The organism is Streptomyces sp. DSM 42067 (genome assembly GCF_055792885.1).
Genome location: NZ_CM147706.1, coordinates 4,159,588 through 4,174,191, shown reverse-complemented (window position 1 = coordinate 4,174,191; position 14,604 = coordinate 4,159,588). Strand labels below are relative to the sequence as shown.

Annotated in this window: 16 protein-coding genes; 5 read left to right on the top strand and 11 right to left on the bottom strand. The window is 68.9% G+C overall.

Going from position 1 to position 14,604, the window contains the following annotated elements; genetic code table 11:
• Positions 1–35: 35 nt before the first annotated feature.
• Positions 36–467, bottom strand: a complete 432-nt coding sequence (locus ACSMXV_RS19205) for an ATP-binding protein (RefSeq protein ID WP_473178787.1) — start codon at positions 465–467, stop codon at positions 36–38.
• 175 nt (positions 468–642) lie between these two features.
• Here ACSMXV_RS19205 and ACSMXV_RS19200 point away from each other — a divergent pair, with 175 nt between their 5' ends.
• The gene (locus tag ACSMXV_RS19200) at positions 643–1,914 is read left to right on the top strand and encodes a helix-turn-helix domain-containing protein (RefSeq protein WP_473178786.1); all 1,272 of its coding nucleotides are present in this window, start codon (positions 643–645) and stop codon (positions 1,912–1,914) included.
• Positions 1,911–2,456: a flavoprotein gene (locus tag ACSMXV_RS19195; RefSeq protein WP_473178785.1), complete on the top strand. Its 546-nt coding sequence runs from the start codon at positions 1,911–1,913 to the stop codon at positions 2,454–2,456. The genes ACSMXV_RS19200 and ACSMXV_RS19195 overlap by 4 nt, the downstream gene beginning before the upstream one ends.
• Here the strand turns inward: ACSMXV_RS19195 and ACSMXV_RS19190 are convergent, their stop codons facing one another.
• From ACSMXV_RS19190 to ACSMXV_RS19175, 4 genes are all read right to left on the bottom strand, one after another.
• Positions 2,457–4,154: a relaxase family protein gene (locus ACSMXV_RS19190; protein WP_473178784.1), complete on the bottom strand. Its 1,698-nt coding sequence runs from the start codon at positions 4,152–4,154 to the stop codon at positions 2,457–2,459. It abuts the gene before it with no gap.
• Positions 4,151–4,600, bottom strand: coding sequence for a plasmid mobilization protein (locus tag ACSMXV_RS19185; RefSeq protein WP_473178783.1), 450 nt, complete (start codon positions 4,598–4,600; stop codon positions 4,151–4,153). The genes ACSMXV_RS19190 and ACSMXV_RS19185 overlap by 4 nt, the downstream gene beginning before the upstream one ends.
• Before the next feature lie 358 nt (positions 4,601–4,958).
• Positions 4,959–6,128, bottom strand: coding sequence for a DUF3631 domain-containing protein (locus ACSMXV_RS19180; RefSeq protein ID WP_473178782.1), 1,170 nt, complete (start codon positions 6,126–6,128; stop codon positions 4,959–4,961).
• 703 nt (positions 6,129–6,831) lie between these two features.
• Entirely contained in the window at positions 6,832–7,074 is a 243-nt protein-coding gene (locus tag ACSMXV_RS19175) for a helix-turn-helix transcriptional regulator (RefSeq protein WP_369389844.1), read from the bottom strand.
• 467 nt (positions 7,075–7,541) lie between these two features.
• Here ACSMXV_RS19175 and ACSMXV_RS19170 point away from each other — a divergent pair, with 467 nt between their 5' ends.
• Both ACSMXV_RS19170 and ACSMXV_RS19165 read left to right on the top strand, forming a co-directional pair.
• On the top strand, positions 7,542–7,823 hold the full coding sequence (locus ACSMXV_RS19170) for a helix-turn-helix domain-containing protein (RefSeq protein WP_473178781.1): 282 nt from the start codon (positions 7,542–7,544) through the stop codon (positions 7,821–7,823).
• 54 nt (positions 7,824–7,877) lie between these two features.
• Positions 7,878–9,062 carry a tyrosine-type recombinase/integrase gene (locus tag ACSMXV_RS19165; protein WP_473178780.1) on the top strand — a complete coding sequence of 395 codons (1,185 nt, stop codon included), beginning with the start codon at positions 7,878–7,880 and terminating at the stop codon, positions 9,060–9,062.
• Between the two features lie 90 nt (positions 9,063–9,152).
• On the opposite strand, the gene ACSMXV_RS19160 is transcribed toward ACSMXV_RS19165, so the two are convergent.
• Together ACSMXV_RS19160 and ACSMXV_RS19155 are read right to left on the bottom strand one after the other, a co-directional pair.
• Positions 9,153–9,500: a hypothetical protein gene (locus tag ACSMXV_RS19160; RefSeq protein WP_473178779.1), complete on the bottom strand. Its 348-nt coding sequence runs from the start codon at positions 9,498–9,500 to the stop codon at positions 9,153–9,155.
• A gap of 406 nt (positions 9,501–9,906) precedes the next feature.
• Positions 9,907–10,323, bottom strand: a complete 417-nt coding sequence (locus ACSMXV_RS19155) for a PPOX class F420-dependent oxidoreductase (RefSeq protein ID WP_473178778.1) — start codon at positions 10,321–10,323, stop codon at positions 9,907–9,909.
• Positions 10,324–10,558: 235 nt separating this feature from the next.
• On the opposite strand from ACSMXV_RS19155, the gene ACSMXV_RS19150 reads away from it, so the two are divergent.
• Positions 10,559–11,254, top strand: coding sequence for an alpha/beta fold hydrolase (locus ACSMXV_RS19150; protein WP_473178777.1), 696 nt, complete (start codon positions 10,559–10,561; stop codon positions 11,252–11,254).
• Positions 11,255–11,494: 240 nt separating this feature from the next.
• Here the strand turns inward: ACSMXV_RS19150 and ACSMXV_RS19145 are convergent, their stop codons facing one another.
• The 4 genes from ACSMXV_RS19145 to ACSMXV_RS19130 all read right to left on the bottom strand — a co-directional run bounded on the left by ACSMXV_RS19145 (position 11,495) and on the right by ACSMXV_RS19130 (position 14,584).
• Positions 11,495–12,220, bottom strand: coding sequence for a YgjP-like metallopeptidase domain-containing protein (locus tag ACSMXV_RS19145; protein ID WP_473178776.1), 726 nt, complete (start codon positions 12,218–12,220; stop codon positions 11,495–11,497).
• Between the two features lie 77 nt (positions 12,221–12,297).
• Complete coding sequence (locus ACSMXV_RS19140) at positions 12,298–12,933, bottom strand: hypothetical protein (RefSeq protein ID WP_473178775.1); 636 nt, start codon at positions 12,931–12,933, stop codon at positions 12,298–12,300.
• Positions 12,930–13,916 (bottom strand): N-6 DNA methylase, encoded by a 987-nt coding sequence (locus ACSMXV_RS19135; RefSeq protein ID WP_473179000.1) that lies wholly within the window; start codon positions 13,914–13,916, stop codon positions 12,930–12,932. The genes ACSMXV_RS19140 and ACSMXV_RS19135 overlap by 4 nt, the downstream gene beginning before the upstream one ends.
• 5 nt (positions 13,917–13,921) lie before the next feature.
• On the bottom strand, positions 13,922–14,584 hold the full coding sequence (locus ACSMXV_RS19130; RefSeq protein ID WP_473178774.1) for a hypothetical protein: 663 nt from the start codon (positions 14,582–14,584) through the stop codon (positions 13,922–13,924).
• Positions 14,585–14,604 lie beyond the last annotated feature (20 nt).

The following is a 14,604-nucleotide window of genomic DNA, read 5'->3' as shown; positions in this document are numbered from 1 at the left end:
GCGGCGACGGGGGGAATGCGTACGGCTGTCAACGGTCAACTCCTCTGCAGGGGCAGGTGTGATGCGGTGGGTAGTGGGCTGCTGACCTTGAACTCGGCCCAGCAGCGTTTGCCGGGCGGCAGCGGGTCGAAGCCGTGGCGATCGGCGAGCGCGGCGACGAGGAACAGCCCCCGTCCGCCTTCCTCGTCCACATCCGACAGGCCGATCTGTGGGACGGCGGGGTTGGCGTCGTTCACCTCGATCCGCAGTACCTTGTCGCTCAGGCAGGCGCCGGCCGTGATCGGGCCGCCGTTTGCGTGCCGGACCGCGTTCGCGATGAGCTCTGCGGCCACCAGCTCTGCCGCGTCCAGGAGTTCGGGGCCGAGGAAGGCGCCGAAAGTCCGTATCCCGTCCGCGAGCTGCTTGCGCGCGGACGCTGCGGCAGCTGGCGTGCCGGAGACGGGAATCCGGATGTGATGCGCTTCCATGAGCGGCCTCCTGGTCGGTTCGGCCACTCCACGCAACCGCTCCGGAGGTAAGCGGAACCAGTCGGTGTGCCGGGGCTGCATCACTTATGCAGGAGCTGCATCACTGCAAAATGCCGCTCGGTTACTCTCGGTTGAGCAGGCAGGATCGGCGACGGCAGAAGGGGCCGTGGCACAGATGGCCGAGGCACAGAGTGAAGCGAGACGGATCGGCGAAGTGATCCGTCAGGCACGCGTGTTACAGCGGCGCTCGCAGAGGGACGTTGCCGCCGCGCTTGGGTATCACCAGTCGAAGGTGAGCCGCCTGGAGAGCGGCAGGGGTACCGAGGACGTGCGAGCGCTGCGCGAGATCGCGCAGGTGCTGGAGATTCCGCCGCAACGTCTCGGCCTCGCCGCCGCTTCTGATGCCAGCCCCGCCGAGCCCGGAACAGAGGACATGCACCGCCGTACCTTCCTTGCCGCGAGCGTCGCCGCGCTCGCGGCTCCGCCGTCGTCGAGCGCGGCACATCACGACCTGATCCAAGTCCTGTTGCCAGGCACGAGCCCCGCGGCGACCGGTCAAGCCCTGGGCCTCGACGAGCTGCGGGACCGGGCACGGGCCGTACGCCGGATGTTCTGCACGTGCGACTACGCGGAACTGGAGCAGACCTTGCCGGGTCTGATCGCCGACCTGCGTCAGGCCGCCGGAGGCTCATCCGGCTCGGCGGAGGTGTCCGGGCTGCTCGCGACCGCCTACCAGACGTCGGTGAGCCTGTTGCTGAAGAGGGCCGATCAGGGCAACGCCTGGCTCGCGGCCGGTCGGGCCATGGCCGAGGCGGAACGGTCCGGAGACCCTGTCGTTCTCGCCGCCAGTGTCCGCGTCCACGCTCACGTCCTCGTGCGGGAGAAGCACACGGCCCAGGCCGTGAACATGGTCCGCCACACTGCCGACCAGCTCACCGGCTCCTACGACCAGCGCTCGCCCCGGTACCTGGCAGCGGTTGGTCTGCTGTTGCTCCGCGGGGCGACCGCCGCCAGCAGAAACGGCGACCGCGACACCACCCAGGACTTCCTCACCGAAGCCAAGGAAGTCGCTCGCTACGTCTCCTTCGACCGGCCGGACGCATGGGCGAACTTCAGCCCCACCAACGTCGCACTCCACGAGATCAGCGCAGCCGTCTCCTTCGGTGACGCCGGCATCGCCCTGGAAACCGCACGGCCGCTCATGCGGCGGCACATTCCTGTCCCCGAGCGCCGGGCCGCGCTGTGGGTGGAAACCGCCCACGCCTACAGTCAGCAGGGCAGGCTCGCCGAGGGCTACCAGGCCCTGCGTATCGCCGAGAGCTGCGCGGCACAGGACATCCGCCGCCCGGCCGTACGCGAACTGGTCGCCGACATGGCAGCCCGCGACCGCCGCCGGGCACTGCCCGAGCTGCACCACTTCAGCCGCCAACTGGGAGTGCCCGCGTGAGTGATCAGCCCGACAAGCCGTTCCTGCAGATCGTGGTCTGCGCGGCTGGGATCGCCGCCGACGTCGGCAAGCTGATCACCGCAGCACAGAAACTGCACTGGGACGTCGGCGTCATCGCCACCCCACAAGGACTCGGCTTCCTCGACGCGGAGGCGGTCGAGGCGCAGACCGGCCGCCCCATCCGCTCGGCATGGCGGTCACCAGGTGAACCGCGCCCGACTCGACCCGCGGATGCGATCGCGGTCGCCCCAGCCAGCTTCAACACCGTCAACAAGTGGGCCGCCGGGATCTCCGACAATCTCGCCCTGGGCATCCTGTGCGAAGCACCCGCCATGGACATCCCGGTCGCCGTGCTGCCGTACCTGAACTCAGCCCAGGCCGCCCACCCCGCGTACCGCCAGAGTCTGGAACGGCTACGCGAGATGGGCGTCCTGATCGGCTCGTACGAACCGCACCGGCCGAAGGCCGGCGGCGGGGCCGACCGCTACCGCTGGGAGGAAGCCCTGGAGCTCCTCGCGCCCAAGCTGTCCGCCCCGGCCTGATCAGCGCCGCCGTGTCGGTGACCCCTGCGGTGGCTGGCCAATGGCTGCCGCGGGGTGGACCGGCAGGCTGGGCCGTTGCATGGCACTGTGGGCTCTGGCTGCCTGGGCCCAAGGACCGGGAACGTGGCGCTCGCCTAGGCGGCGGATACGCCAGGTCAGCGCGCGGGCGGGACTGCGGGCGTCGTCCAGGGCACGTTGGTGCAGCGCTTGGCCGAGGACGGTGGCTGCGTTGTGTCCCGCTGCCTCTGCCTCGGCGAGCACGGTGGCGAGTGCGTCCCAAGCGGGGTCGTTGAGGATGCGCTCGGCGTGCTCTGGAACCACATCCTGAAGGTGGTGGGCGAAGCGGCGCTTGGTCTGCGGGCCGGGTGCCCGGCTGGCGAGGCCGACCAGGACGGGCTCGGCGGTCTGCGCGTACGCGGTCTGCAGGTGGAGGAGCGCCTGTTCGGCTGCCGCCTCCTGCTGGGCGTGCTGGCGGGTGCGGTGCCAGTGCAGCGCGAAGGCGACCGCGGTGAGTGCGGCGTCCAGGAGCATGATGAGCCCGGTGCCGTCACTGTCCCGTGGCCTCTCGCGCCAGATGGTCTGGATGCTGCGGTGCAGGGCGCGGGTGCTGTCGAGGTCGGCGGCGATGCGGGTGCGGGTGGCGCGCTCGAAGACAGCGGCGGCTTGTTCGAGTTCGGCCCGCGCCGCGGTCGGTGCCATGACGGGCAGCAGGTCCAGCGTCGCGCCGAGCGCGACGAGTTGGCCCTGGGCCGTCTGCTCGTCGCCTTTCGTGAGGTGGTGGGGGATGCGTTCGGTGGCGGCGGTGGCCTGGTGCCACGGGTTGCCAGGCTGGATGGTGGCCGGCTCGGGGCTGGTGGTGGCGAGGCGTTCGCGGATCTTGGGCAGGGAGAGGTCAGGGGCGAGGGTGGAGCCCGCGAACCACACCGGGCCGCCTTCCTCGTTCACGTTGCCGGGCAGGGCGAAGTTGCAGCCGAGCGCGTCGCCGGAGGGAGCGAGCTTGAGGCGTACGTCCACGCCGGTCGCCTCCAGCAGCGAGAAGAACTCGGCCTCGTCGGCCGCGGCGGCGACCGCGCGGCGCACCTGCATGCGCAGGATCTCGCGAGAGGTGGCGTCTTGGCCTAGGCGTTTGGCCTTGAAGTGTTCCTTGCTGGTGGGGCGTTTGGCGACGGTGCCGTCGCCGGGCTTCAAGCGCCGCAGCCCGTAGTCGACTTCGATCTGTCGGGCTTCGCGCTGGACGGCTCGGATGTCGTAGTCGCGCTTGGGGCGGCGGCCGTCTTGGCGGACGAGGGTGGCGGCGATGTGGATGTGGTCGTCGGCGTGCCGTACTGCTACCCAGCGGCAGGCTTCGGTGTCTCCCGCGGGGGCGATGCCGGCGGCGGCCACGATCCGGCGGGCGATTTCCGCCCACTGGGCGTCGGACAGGATGGGGTCTTCGGGGGCGGCGCGGACTGGGCAGTGCCAGACCGTGGTCTGGGGAGCCTGGCGGCCGAGCATGGCCACTGGCTGGTCGAGCTGGGTGTAGAGCTGCTTCTCCACCTCCTTGGGGTCGCGGTGGGGGCTGCGGCCGGGGTCGGGGGCGAAGTCGTTCCAGGAGGCGACCAGGTGGGGGTCGACGTGTTCGTTGGCGTCGCCCTTGCCGAAGAGGTAGGCGATCAGACGGCGGGTGCTGCCCTTGCCGGTGATGATCTTCGGTATCACCGGTCCTGCCTTCCCTCGGTGACCTGGGCGACGGCGGTGTCCACGTCGGCGATCGATGCTTCGATGCGGGCCAGGAGCCGGTGGACGACGTCGGGCTCGGGCCAGGCGCCGTCCTTGTTGAGGTGCCAGGTGAGCTGGTTGAGGTTGTTGCCGATCATGCCGAGTTGGCGGTTGGCGGCCATCAGCGCCTTCACCAGGGCGCGGTAGTCGGCGATTGCTGCTGTGGGGTCCTCGGCGCGGGCGGCGGCGAGCGACGCCTCGGCGACGTAGCTGCCGATCTGCATACGGCTGAGCGCGGCGGCGTGGGCGAGGTCGGTGAACTCGCTGTCGCTGTAGCGGGGGTGGACGCGGCGCTCGCGCAGGCGCGGCTGACGCAGGCGGCGCTGCGGTTTCGGCGTCTGCGCGGCGTGGGGCGACGGTCTGGTGTCTCCCGTCTCGGTCGGCACCCGCGGGCCGGCCGACCTCGGTGACCTTTCGGCGCGGGGTGCCTCCGCCACCCCAGGGGCGGAGGCCGGGTAAGGACTCCTTACCCGACAACTTGCTGCGCTGTCTGGGGCTGAGGTCGTAGGCGTCGGCTGTTGAGCTGTGGGCAGTTCGTGGTGCTGTTCGTGCATGGGGGTGTGCTCCGGTGGTGAGGGGGCGGGAGATGTGTCACGTGTGTCGCATCCGTCCCATGCCTGGTCAGGACAGGTACGGACACGCGGGCAGGTACGGAGAAGTCCGTCCCGGCGAGGACATCCGTCCCCGCGCTGACGTGCGCGGGGACGGATGCGACGCAGTGATACGGACCCAGCGGGAGGCGGGTTAGCGGGCGCGTTTGGTGCTGGCGGGGCCGCCGGGCGGGCCGATGGGCAGCTGGCCCGCCGAGGCGGCGGGCGGCTTGCTCTGGGCTGGCGGGTGCGCGGGTGTGGCGCCGTGCGTGGGGGCGGGCGCCGTCTCGGTGAGGTCGGGGCAGTGGCGGGCCCAGCTGTCGAGGAACCGGTTGCGGGCGTACCCCTTGGCCTGCCTGCCCTTGCCGAACCGGTAGTTGGCCGGGCGGATGTCGAAGTCCCGGAGCATTCTGCCCAGGTGGTAGGCGTTGAGCCCGTTGGTGCCGTGCTCTGCCCAGGGTGCGTCGGGGTCCTGGAGCAGGGCGGTGACCAGATCCAGAGAGGACAGAGCTTCGGGGTTGCCGTGTACCTGGAAGATGCGGTGGATGTCGCGCAGCAGCCGTGTCTTCAGGTTGGTCTGCTCGTCCTGGACGGCCTCGAACCGGGTCATCGCGACACAGGCCGCACGGGCGCTGGCGGGCCAGTGGCCGCCGGCCAGGTCGGCGATGATGATCAACGGCTCCCAGGTGTCCGCTGCCCGGTCCTCCGCCGGCATGGTCGGCGCCATGCGGCCGGCCGTGCCGCGCAGCGGGCCCAGCCAGGCGGCCAGCTTGTCCCGCAGCGCGTTCAGCTCCGGTGTGGCGTAGCGCGAGCGGAAGGGGGTCACCTTCTCGCCCGGCTTGCGCTTTTGCATGCGGAGCACGACCGCCCGGTCCGTGATCGTGTCGGGGAGGTCGCCGATCGAGGCCAGTGCGGCCATGGCGAAGGTCGGATACGGGGTCGGCTTGTGCTCCGGACCGGAGATGCGCCAGGCGGGCCGGTTGCGCTGGTGTCCGGCGTTCAGCAGGCCGCGCAGTTCCTCGTTCTCGCCGGCCTTGCTGAAGATGGTGTCGGCCTCGTCCACCAGGATCGTGCGCGGGTTCTTGCCGATGATGCGGAAGAGTACCGCCGTGGACATGTTCACCGTCATGATCGGCTGGTGCACGGTCTCGTGGAGCACGTCCAGCACCCGGGACTTGCCGCAGCCCTTCGTCGGGCCGACGACCGCCAGACGCGGTGCGTGCTGCAGAACGGTCTGGATGTGCGTGGCCGCCACCCACAGGGTGACCGCTGTCAGCGCGTCGTCACTGGGCAGCACGACGTACTTGCCGATCGCCGACCGCAACTCATCCAGCAGTTCCGCACCTTCACCGGAACCCCGTTCCCCGGGGTCTGCCGGTCCCCGAGGAGGCCGGGAGCCGGTCCCGTGATCCGGTCCCCGTGCGTCGACGGGACCGGTCCCCTCCTGCTGGGCGGTTCCCGCCACGGGGTTGTCGGTCCCCGATGACTGGCGGGGACCGTGATCACGGTCCCCATTGTGGTCCCCTGGTGCAACTGCAGCCTCTTGGGGACCGGTCCCCGATTTCCCGCCGCTGACCTGCGAGTTTGCACTGGATGCCGATACGCTGACCGGGACGTGCGGGGAACGAGTACCGGGCACTTCGTGGGGATGGTCCCCAAGCACGTCGCGGGGACGGTCCCCAACAACGGCATTGACAGGCGGCTGGGGACGGTCCCCGTGTGCTTCCGCCTCCGCCGGGTGTTCGGCGGTCCCCGACGCGGGGGACCGTGTGTCCTGCTGATCCTGGCGGCGCCAGGGGATGCCTTCGCCGGGGACGGCGGGAGTGGGCCAGGCGGTGGGGGAGGTGTTGGTGGTGCTGGGGGACGTAGAGTCCTCCATAGGCGTTCCTCTCCGGGGAGGGGCAGGACGGGCAAGGTCCCACCCCTCACCAGCTCATTCGTTCAGGGATGGGCGATCAGTTGGGAAGTCTTCGGCCCTCGGCGTTGGCGCGCCGGGGGCCGCTTCGTCGTCCGCGTCAGATGCGGGGTCAGGCCGTGAGGTCGTACGACGTCTGGGCGTCCAGCCACGCGTCCACCTCCCGCCAGCGGTAGCGCAGGTGACGGCCGACCTTGTGGACGCTGGGGCCGATGCCCCGGTACTTCCACTGGTAGAGGGTCTTCACCGGCACCCCGAGATAGGCGGCGACCTCTGCAGGGGTGGCAAGCGGGCCACGCTGGGCAGCCGCAGCGGTGGCAGGGGCGTTGGTGCTACGGGGAGGGGTCTTCGGCATAGGGCTCCTTTTCGGTCTTGAACAACGGGCTGGGCAACGCAGCCACACCGCCCGGAGAAAAGTCCAGAGTTGGTTCTGAAACTCCTCACTACTTCTTTCGGTGTGGCCGGGGAGAGGGAAACAGTAAGGGTGGATCCCCGGTTGCCGAAATCGCTCCCGCCGGGGCCGAAATTTTTTTGCGGCGAAGCAACCGGTCGAGGTGCCGGAATCCGGTACCTCCGCAGCTCAGAGGTGACACCTGGCGGTCAGGGATGACGTGAATGACCCGCCGGGCATCATGGCTGATGTGTGTTTAAATCGCCCACCTCGAAAACGGAGAGGGAAGGTAACACGGCACCTCGGTCGAAACGCCTCGCGATGTGCCGGAATTCGACGAGACGAACGCCACTTCGCCCCCGAACGCCTTTTGGAGAGTTTTAGAGCTAGCTCTTGCCATGGCGCCCGGATGCAAGTTACAGCTATCTGTCATGCCCAACCGACCTGTTGAAATAGGCCCCGCCGGCCTCCACACCGCCCGCGCCATCGAGTACCTACGTCTCGTGCGCGGCCTGACCCAACACCAGCTCGCCGCCCGCTGCACCGCGCTGGGCCGTCCGATGGCCAACACCGCTCTCAGCCGCACCGAACGCGCCCGCCGCCGATGCGACGTAGACGACCTCGTCGCCCTCGCCACCGCGCTCGGCGTTTCTCCCACGACCCTGCTCCTGCCGCTCCCGTCGGTGTCCGGTAATGACTGGAGGGGGTGCTAGTTGGCGCGGGTCTGGATTGAGGACCGCATAGGGCACGCGGCGTATGTACGGGCCGTGGCGGACGCCAAGCGGACGGGGCGTACGCCACCGGGGCGCTACCGCGTGCGCTGGTACGACCCCGACGGCAAGCCGAAGATGAAGACCTTCGCCCGCAAGGTCGACGCCGAGGCGGAGCGGACAAGGATGGAGTCGCGTCTCAACGACGGCTCCTATCGCGATCCCGCAGCCGCGCGGGTGAAGTTCGCAGAGGTGGCGGAGTCCTGGCTGGCGGCGCAGCTCCACCTCAAGCGCTCAACCCGGGCTCGCTACCGCGGTGTTCTCGACGTCCACGTGATTCCCAAGTGGGGTACGACCCCGCTGGACCGCATCCACTTCGAGGATGTCGCCGAGTGGCTCGCGGATCTGCTGTCCGGCGAGGCGACCGGCGGCAGGAAGCTCAGCCCCCGGTCGGTCCGCAAGGCGTACGTCGTCCTCAGCCGCGTTCTCGGCTACGCGGTCAAGGCCCGTCGTCTGGCGGCCAACCCGGCTGTCGGCGTGCCTCTGCCGAAGGCGATGCCCGCTGATCACGTGTACCTCGACGACATGCAGGTCGACGCGCTGGCTAACGCCTCAGGCGCCTACCGGGTGTTCATCCTGCTGCTGGCCTACACCGGACTGCGATGGGGCGAGGCATCCGCGCTCAAGGTGGGCCGCGTCGACCTGGACGCCTGTCGGGCCCACATCGTGGAGGCGTACGCCGAGGACAACGGCAAGCTCTACATCGACACCCCCAAGAACCACGAGCGCCGGTCCGTACCGATCCCGCGGTTCCTGGCCGACGAGCTGAAGCCCCATGCCAAGGGGAGGGGAGATGACGACTTGCTCTTCACCGCCCCGCAGGGCGGGCCGCTGCGGGCCCGCAATTTCCGTCAGCGGTTCTTCGCGCCGGCGGTCGTAAAGGCCGGGCTGGGGCATCTCAAGGTCACCCCGCACAAGCTGCGCCACACGGCGGCCTCGCTCGCCATCGCCAGCGGCGCGGACGTCAACGTCGTACAGACGATGCTGGGCCACAAGTCCGCGACGCTGACCCTGGACACGTACGGGCACCTCTTTCCCGACCGCCTGGACGAGGTCTCGAAGAAGATGCACAAGCGCCGCTCCAAGCAACTGGCCAAGGCGAAGGCCAAGCTGGAGAAAGCGGAGCGGAAGGCCCGTGAGGCCGCCGAGACCGTGGCCGCCCTGGAGGAAGACGCCGCGTGATGTGTGCCTAACCCGTGCCGGGGCGCCGTAACCGAAGGGGGCACCTCACCGCGCTGATGCGGTGGGGTGCCCCCTTGCGTCTTCCTCGGATCAGGTCAGACGCGGCCCACGGCTTTCGTCCGAGAACCGGTCCATCGCAGCAGCGGCCGCATCCCCAGCCAACCGCTCGATCCTCTCGGGCACCTCGCGCTCGTCGAGGACGAAGAGCCTCCCGCCGACAAGGCGGGTGGTCGTCTTCCAGCCGAGACGCCGTCCCGCCTCCCTGGCGGCACGCCGGACGTCCTTGAGGTCGCCCATCTCCGCAAGATCGTCAGCGCCAAGGATCAGCTGCCCGTAGTACCCCTCGTACTCCGGCTTCAGCCCGGCCCGCATCAGCGACTCAAGCCGGGCGACCAGCCTCTCGTACCGGCGCCGGGCCAGTTCGTCTTTCGCAGGCATCTCGCACAGCTCCCCACCTCCGCCCGCAGCCGCGTGTGTGCCATATGTGTGCTGCGAGTACGAAGGCCCTCCCGTCCGATGGACGGAAGGGCCTCTGACCTGGCGTTTTGCTGTGCCCCCGGCAGGATTCGAACCTGCGACACCCGCTTTAGGAGCAAGATCGTTTCAGGAACCGGGGATCGGGGCCTGACCTGCGGTTCGCCTTGGTTGGACGGCGTCTACCGTCTCTGACCAGGTCTTTTCTGGTTCCGCGGGCTCCCTTCTGGTCCCTTGCTCTACCGGGCGCTCTCGCGCACTACGTCCCCGCTGTGTCCCCGCAGATGCCTTCGTGTCCCCGCTCTGTCCCCGCAGTGTCCCCGTCCGAGCCGTCCGAGGGGGTTGGGGTGGCGAGGCGGATTCAGCGCGATCACGACGCCCAGGGGCCGACCCCGCCGATGCGCTCGACGGAGTAGCGCACGATGTAGCCGGGGCCCTTCGGCGCCGGGAACTCGGCGTCGGGGGACATGTAGACCTTCGCGAGCCGGTTGAGCAGATTCCATGCGTCGTCGCTCGGTTGCACGGTGGCCCGCGCCTTCAATACGGCGTACGGATTGAGGAAGACACCGGGCTCTCGCGGCGCGTCGAAGGACAGCACGACGCGCGGGTCTCGCACGATGTTGCGCAGCTTCACGTGCCGCGACATGTGACCACTGACGAGGTCATTGCCGTCCAGGCCGACCCAGATGACGGTCACCTGAGGGCTCCCGTCGGCATTGATGGTGCTCAGGTGGGCCATGGGGCCGGATTCGATCAAGTCTCGAAGTTCACGCGGCAGATCGCTCATCGCTTCATCCGTTCTGTCACGACCTCAGCGTATTCGGCCGAGCACGCTTGATCACGCACCTGTCGACTCGCCGGTGTCCCGCGGCGGGGGACGGTGACGGCGAGCCCGCAGGTTGATGGCGATCTCTGAAAATGTTTCTGGCCGCGATTCCGTGAATGATCTTTGGCTCCCTGCCGTAACGGCGGCTACATCTACCGTTGGTCGAAAGGCAGCCCATGCAGACTTGGAGGCAGCGATGAGGGTCGTGTTCGTTCATGGGGCGTGTGTGCGGGACGGGTCGTGGTGGTGGCACCGCACCGCCGAGCTGCTGCAGGAACGAGGGATGCTGAGCGTGGCCCCCGCGCTGCCGAGCTGCGGCGAGGCGGGCCTGCCTGGAGGCGCCGGCGGCCCGGGGCTTTCCGAAGACGTCGCGGCGGTACGGCAGGCGCTGCTGGACAGCGACGAGCCCACCGTTGTGGTCGCCCACAGCTACGGCGGCATTGTCACCGCAGAAGCCGCCGCGGGCGTCGGGTCGGTACGCCACCTGGTGCTGGTCTCCAGCTACCTGCCCGAGGTCGGGCAGAGCCTGTCGGAGTTCGGGGACGGCAGCCCCGCCCCGTTCCTCGACATCGACTCCGACGCCGGCACCTTCGGGGTCCGCCCCGAGCTACTCGTGGACACATTCCTGCAGGACTGCGACCCCAAGATCCAAGCGCAGGCGGCGGGCCACCTCGCCCGGCAGAGCATGCAGGTGACCGGGCAGCCGGTCCAGGCGGCCGCATGGCAGCAGGTGCCCTCGACATACCTCATCTGCGCCCAGGACCGGGGCACCCCGCCGCGCCTGCAGCGCGAGTTCGCCCGCCGAGCCGGGAACGTCGTCGAACTCGACGCCGGCCACCACCCGTTCCTGTCCCAACCCGCCGCAGTCCAGGACCTGCTGCTGAGCCTGTGACGGCAACGACAAGATCATTCACGGAATTGCGGCCAGAACCAAATTCAGAGAGCCCCATCACAGTCGCATAGGTGACGGCCGACCGCCCGTACAGGCGGGCGGCCGGCCCATGCACTGCTGCTGTTTCTCGTGAGCATCCACGAGGGCCAAGATCACGAACTGCTGCCCCAAGCCGGCAGGCGAAACGCTGTTATTGAAGGTGAACGAAGCCAGCCGGGTCTTTGTTTCCCTGACTACCGCTTACGGTTCGCGGCTCGGCTTGCTTGTCGTGTAGGCGCGCAGTGCGCCGAGCCACAGGCTTCGGTACGCGTTGCGGAGCTCGCGCAGGGCGGTGGCCGGTGCATGGCCGAGGGTGTCGGCGACGAGGGTGCGGAGGTTGGCGTCGGTGAGCTGGGCCGTGGCCCAGGACAGGACGAGTTCGTGGCGGGGGCGGTGGGCGATGAGTGCGGTCGACAGTCGGACCGAGGAGCGGAGGCGCATTCTCGTTTCGCCCTGGTTCAGGGTGAATTGGTCTCCGTTCTGATTCAGCCAATTTTGGGCTTGCTGGGCGTACCAGTGGATCAGGGTGTTGCGGGCGTGGGCGGGGCGGTCGGCGAGGCGCCGGTCGAGATTGAGGCGCGGGCCGGAGTCCGGGGTGCTGTGCTGAGTGATCGCTTGGCCGTCGTCCGGGATGTCGACGAGGCGGAGGCGGTGGGGTGCGCCGAAGACGGCGAACTCTTCTCCTTCGGTGAGTGCCTTTGTGACAGGTGTGGGGCGGCTCTGCTGAAGTCGGAGGAGCTGTCGGTAGATCCATTCGCGGCGTCGGCGTACGAGGGCGGCGGCTTGCATGGTGCTGGTGCCGTGTGGGGCGCGGACGATGATCGTGCCGTCGGCGCTGACGTGGACGTCCTTCGTTCGGCGCGTCGAGGTGCGCAGGATGACGTCGAGCTTTCCGACCTTGAGGGTGCGTTGCGTACTTTCTGTCATGGCAGAGGTCTGTCTGTTCCTGATGAGAGGGGCCGAGCACCGGATGCGAGTGCCCGGCACCCTGGAGGTCGCTCGGTCTACTTGGTGTCGGTGGGCGTGGACGGCTGCGCCTGAGTGGGGCGGGGCTTCCTGGATCTGGTGTTCGGGGTTGCCTTGGTCCCGGGTGCCTTTCGGCTGCCGGGCTTCTCGGTGGTCGACGCGGCGTTCTTCTTCCCCGTGGGCTGTGACTTGGCGGCGCGCTGGCTTGGTGGGCGAGTTGCCCCCTTGGTGGAACCAGGCTGTTCCTTGGTGGAGGTGCGTGGGCGCTTCCGGGCGAAGGGGCGCAGGGGTGGGCGGTGGCCGTCGTAGGCGGGCAGGAGCTGGGAGCGGATGTTCCTGGCGGTGGTTGCGGCCGGCGGGTTATGGGTGAAGGTCACGCCGACGTTGTAGCGGGTGCCTTCGGTGAGGTGGACGGCGTTGGCTTCCATGACCTTGGCGTCGTTGTCGTTGTCGTACTCGCGCGGCGGGACGCCGGTGGCCCAGGTCTGGACGGCCTGTCCGCGCCACAGCCGGCGCAGGCCGACGCGCTGTCCGTTGGGGTGGGTGAGGAAGGCGACGGGGCCGGAGGTGCTGTCGCGGTCGAGGGTCCAGCCGTCGCCGAGTCGTTCGGCGATGTCCGCGGCGAAGTTTTGGAAGCTGGGGAGGTCGATGGTCTGTTGCTTCTCGGCGTTCATGCGGCGGCTCCTTCCATGAGGCGGTCCAGGGCGCGGAGCATGTGGAGGGCCTTCTGTTTGAACCGGGTCTCTTCCACGACCGCGTTGCGGTGGCGGATGATCGCCGCTCGTTCCGTGAGGGCTTCGGCGAGGCCAGCGTCGTCTGTGGCGAGGGAGTCTCCGCGCCAGATGACGGTCCTGGGGCCGAGGTCCCAGAGGATGGCGTTGACGGCGGCGCAGGCCGTGGCCAGGTGGTCGATGTCGTTGCCGAACCAGGCGTAGTCGTGCGGGTTGAGGTTCTGCTCGCGGAGGACCTGAGCGACGGAGCGCAGCATGCCGCCGCTGCCGACGGCGGGTTCGCGAATGCTGGGCCCGTGGTGCGCGTCGACGAGGATGCGGGCCATCAGGTCGCTGACGCAGGGCGGGGTGTGGTACTCGCCGCGCCACTTCTTGTCGCTCTTGTGGCGCAGGCCCGTCAGCAGCGGGCTGAGGAGGTCGGTCTCGGACCGCTCGTAGGGGTCGTTCCGGGCAGTGAGGTCGAACATCCCGTTGTAGATCGCGGTGTGAACGACAGCCCGGACGGCTCGGAGCTCGTATTCGTTGGGGTTCTCTTCCACCCAGTCGTGTAATGGGCGGGCGACTTCGATGAGGTCGGGTCGGAACCACCACTGGACGCCCCAGATCTCCTTGAACAGGGGCACGAACTGAGGCGGCTCCAGCGTCAGGAGCCAGTCGGTGATGAGGGGTTCACGGAAGAAGGAAAGAGCGGCGACGGTACCGATCGGGATGTCGATGCGTCCGCCTCCGTGGTGACTGAACCAGGCCGCGATGACGTTCTCGGCGACCTCGCGGGCGAGTCGATGCGGGTCACTGGCGAACAGGCTCTTCCGAAGTGAAGCTGAGCGCGCTTTGGGTTGCGCCAGTTGTGCTGCGGCGGCCTCCCTCTGCTTGGCACGTTCTTCGAGTTTCTGCTCGACTTCGCCGAAGAGGTCGTACTGGACCATGAGGGTCACCGCCCGCCCTTCGTGACACCGCTGTCCGTGGCCGAGCCGGTGAGGAGCGGTGGGGGTGCGGTCGCCGGGGCCGGAACCGGGCCGGCCTTCAGGAGCGTGGAGGCACGGTCGATGACGTCGCGGTAGAAGGCTTGCTCGCGCTCGAGGTCCTGGAAGCGCCGCTCGATGTCTGCCAGGCGGGTGCTGAAGATGGCCAGGGTCTGTGCTGCCCAGTGGTGCTCGTGGGCGCGGTGCAGGTCGGGGATCCAGGGCTGGGCGAGCCAGTGGAGGGCGAGGGCCTGGACGATCGCGTTGGTACGGCGTTGTACCCCGACCGGTGCGTACGCGGGTGCGGTGGCGATCAGCCGGTGAGGGCGCAGGTGGAGGCAGTCGGTGGTCAGGCCGGCTGGGGTGAAGGTCTCCTGTCCGACGAGGGTGATGCCGAACAGGACTGGGGCGTCGTCCATGGGCGGGTGCCAGCGGGAGTCGGTGCCGGCGCCGTAGGTGATGCGCAGGTGTTCTTGGGCGTGGGGGTCTTCGGGGTCGGGGTGGTGGAAGGGATCCCAGTCGAGGGTGAAGGTGCCGATGCTGGTGACGCGGTAGTGGGCGCAGCCGGTGTTGAAGTCGGCGTACTCGGCGACTTCGAGGGCCGGGCCGCTGCCGACGGTGAGAGTCAGCATGATCTGCTCTTTCCTGCGTG

What these genes read in the sequence shown, in the direction of transcription:
- ACSMXV_RS19205 (WP_473178787.1), bottom strand. Translation starts at nt 467, where the DNA reads ATGGAAGCGCATCACATCCGGATTCCCGTCTCCGGCACGCCAGCTGCC.
- ACSMXV_RS19135 (WP_473179000.1), bottom strand. Translation starts at nt 13,916, where the DNA reads ATGGTCCAGTACGACCTCTTCGGCGAAGTCGAGCAGAAACTCGAAGAA.
- ACSMXV_RS19175 (WP_369389844.1), bottom strand. Translation starts at nt 7,074, where the DNA reads ATGCCGAAGACCCCTCCCCGTAGCACCAACGCCCCTGCCACCGCTGCG.
- ACSMXV_RS19170 (WP_473178781.1), top strand. Translation starts at nt 7,542, where the DNA reads ATGCCCAACCGACCTGTTGAAATAGGCCCCGCCGGCCTCCACACCGCC.
- ACSMXV_RS19160 (WP_473178779.1), bottom strand. Translation starts at nt 9,500, where the DNA reads ATGCCTGCGAAAGACGAACTGGCCCGGCGCCGGTACGAGAGGCTGGTC.
- ACSMXV_RS19130 (WP_473178774.1), bottom strand. Translation starts at nt 14,584, where the DNA reads ATGCTGACTCTCACCGTCGGCAGCGGCCCGGCCCTCGAAGTCGCCGAG.
- ACSMXV_RS19200 (WP_473178786.1), top strand. Translation starts at nt 643, where the DNA reads ATGGCCGAGGCACAGAGTGAAGCGAGACGGATCGGCGAAGTGATCCGT.
- ACSMXV_RS19145 (WP_473178776.1), bottom strand. Translation starts at nt 12,220, where the DNA reads ATGACAGAAAGTACGCAACGCACCCTCAAGGTCGGAAAGCTCGACGTC.
- ACSMXV_RS19155 (WP_473178778.1), bottom strand. Translation starts at nt 10,323, where the DNA reads ATGAGCGATCTGCCGCGTGAACTTCGAGACTTGATCGAATCCGGCCCC.
- ACSMXV_RS19150 (WP_473178777.1), top strand. Translation starts at nt 10,559, where the DNA reads ATGAGGGTCGTGTTCGTTCATGGGGCGTGTGTGCGGGACGGGTCGTGG.
- ACSMXV_RS19140 (WP_473178775.1), bottom strand. Translation starts at nt 12,933, where the DNA reads ATGAACGCCGAGAAGCAACAGACCATCGACCTCCCCAGCTTCCAAAAC.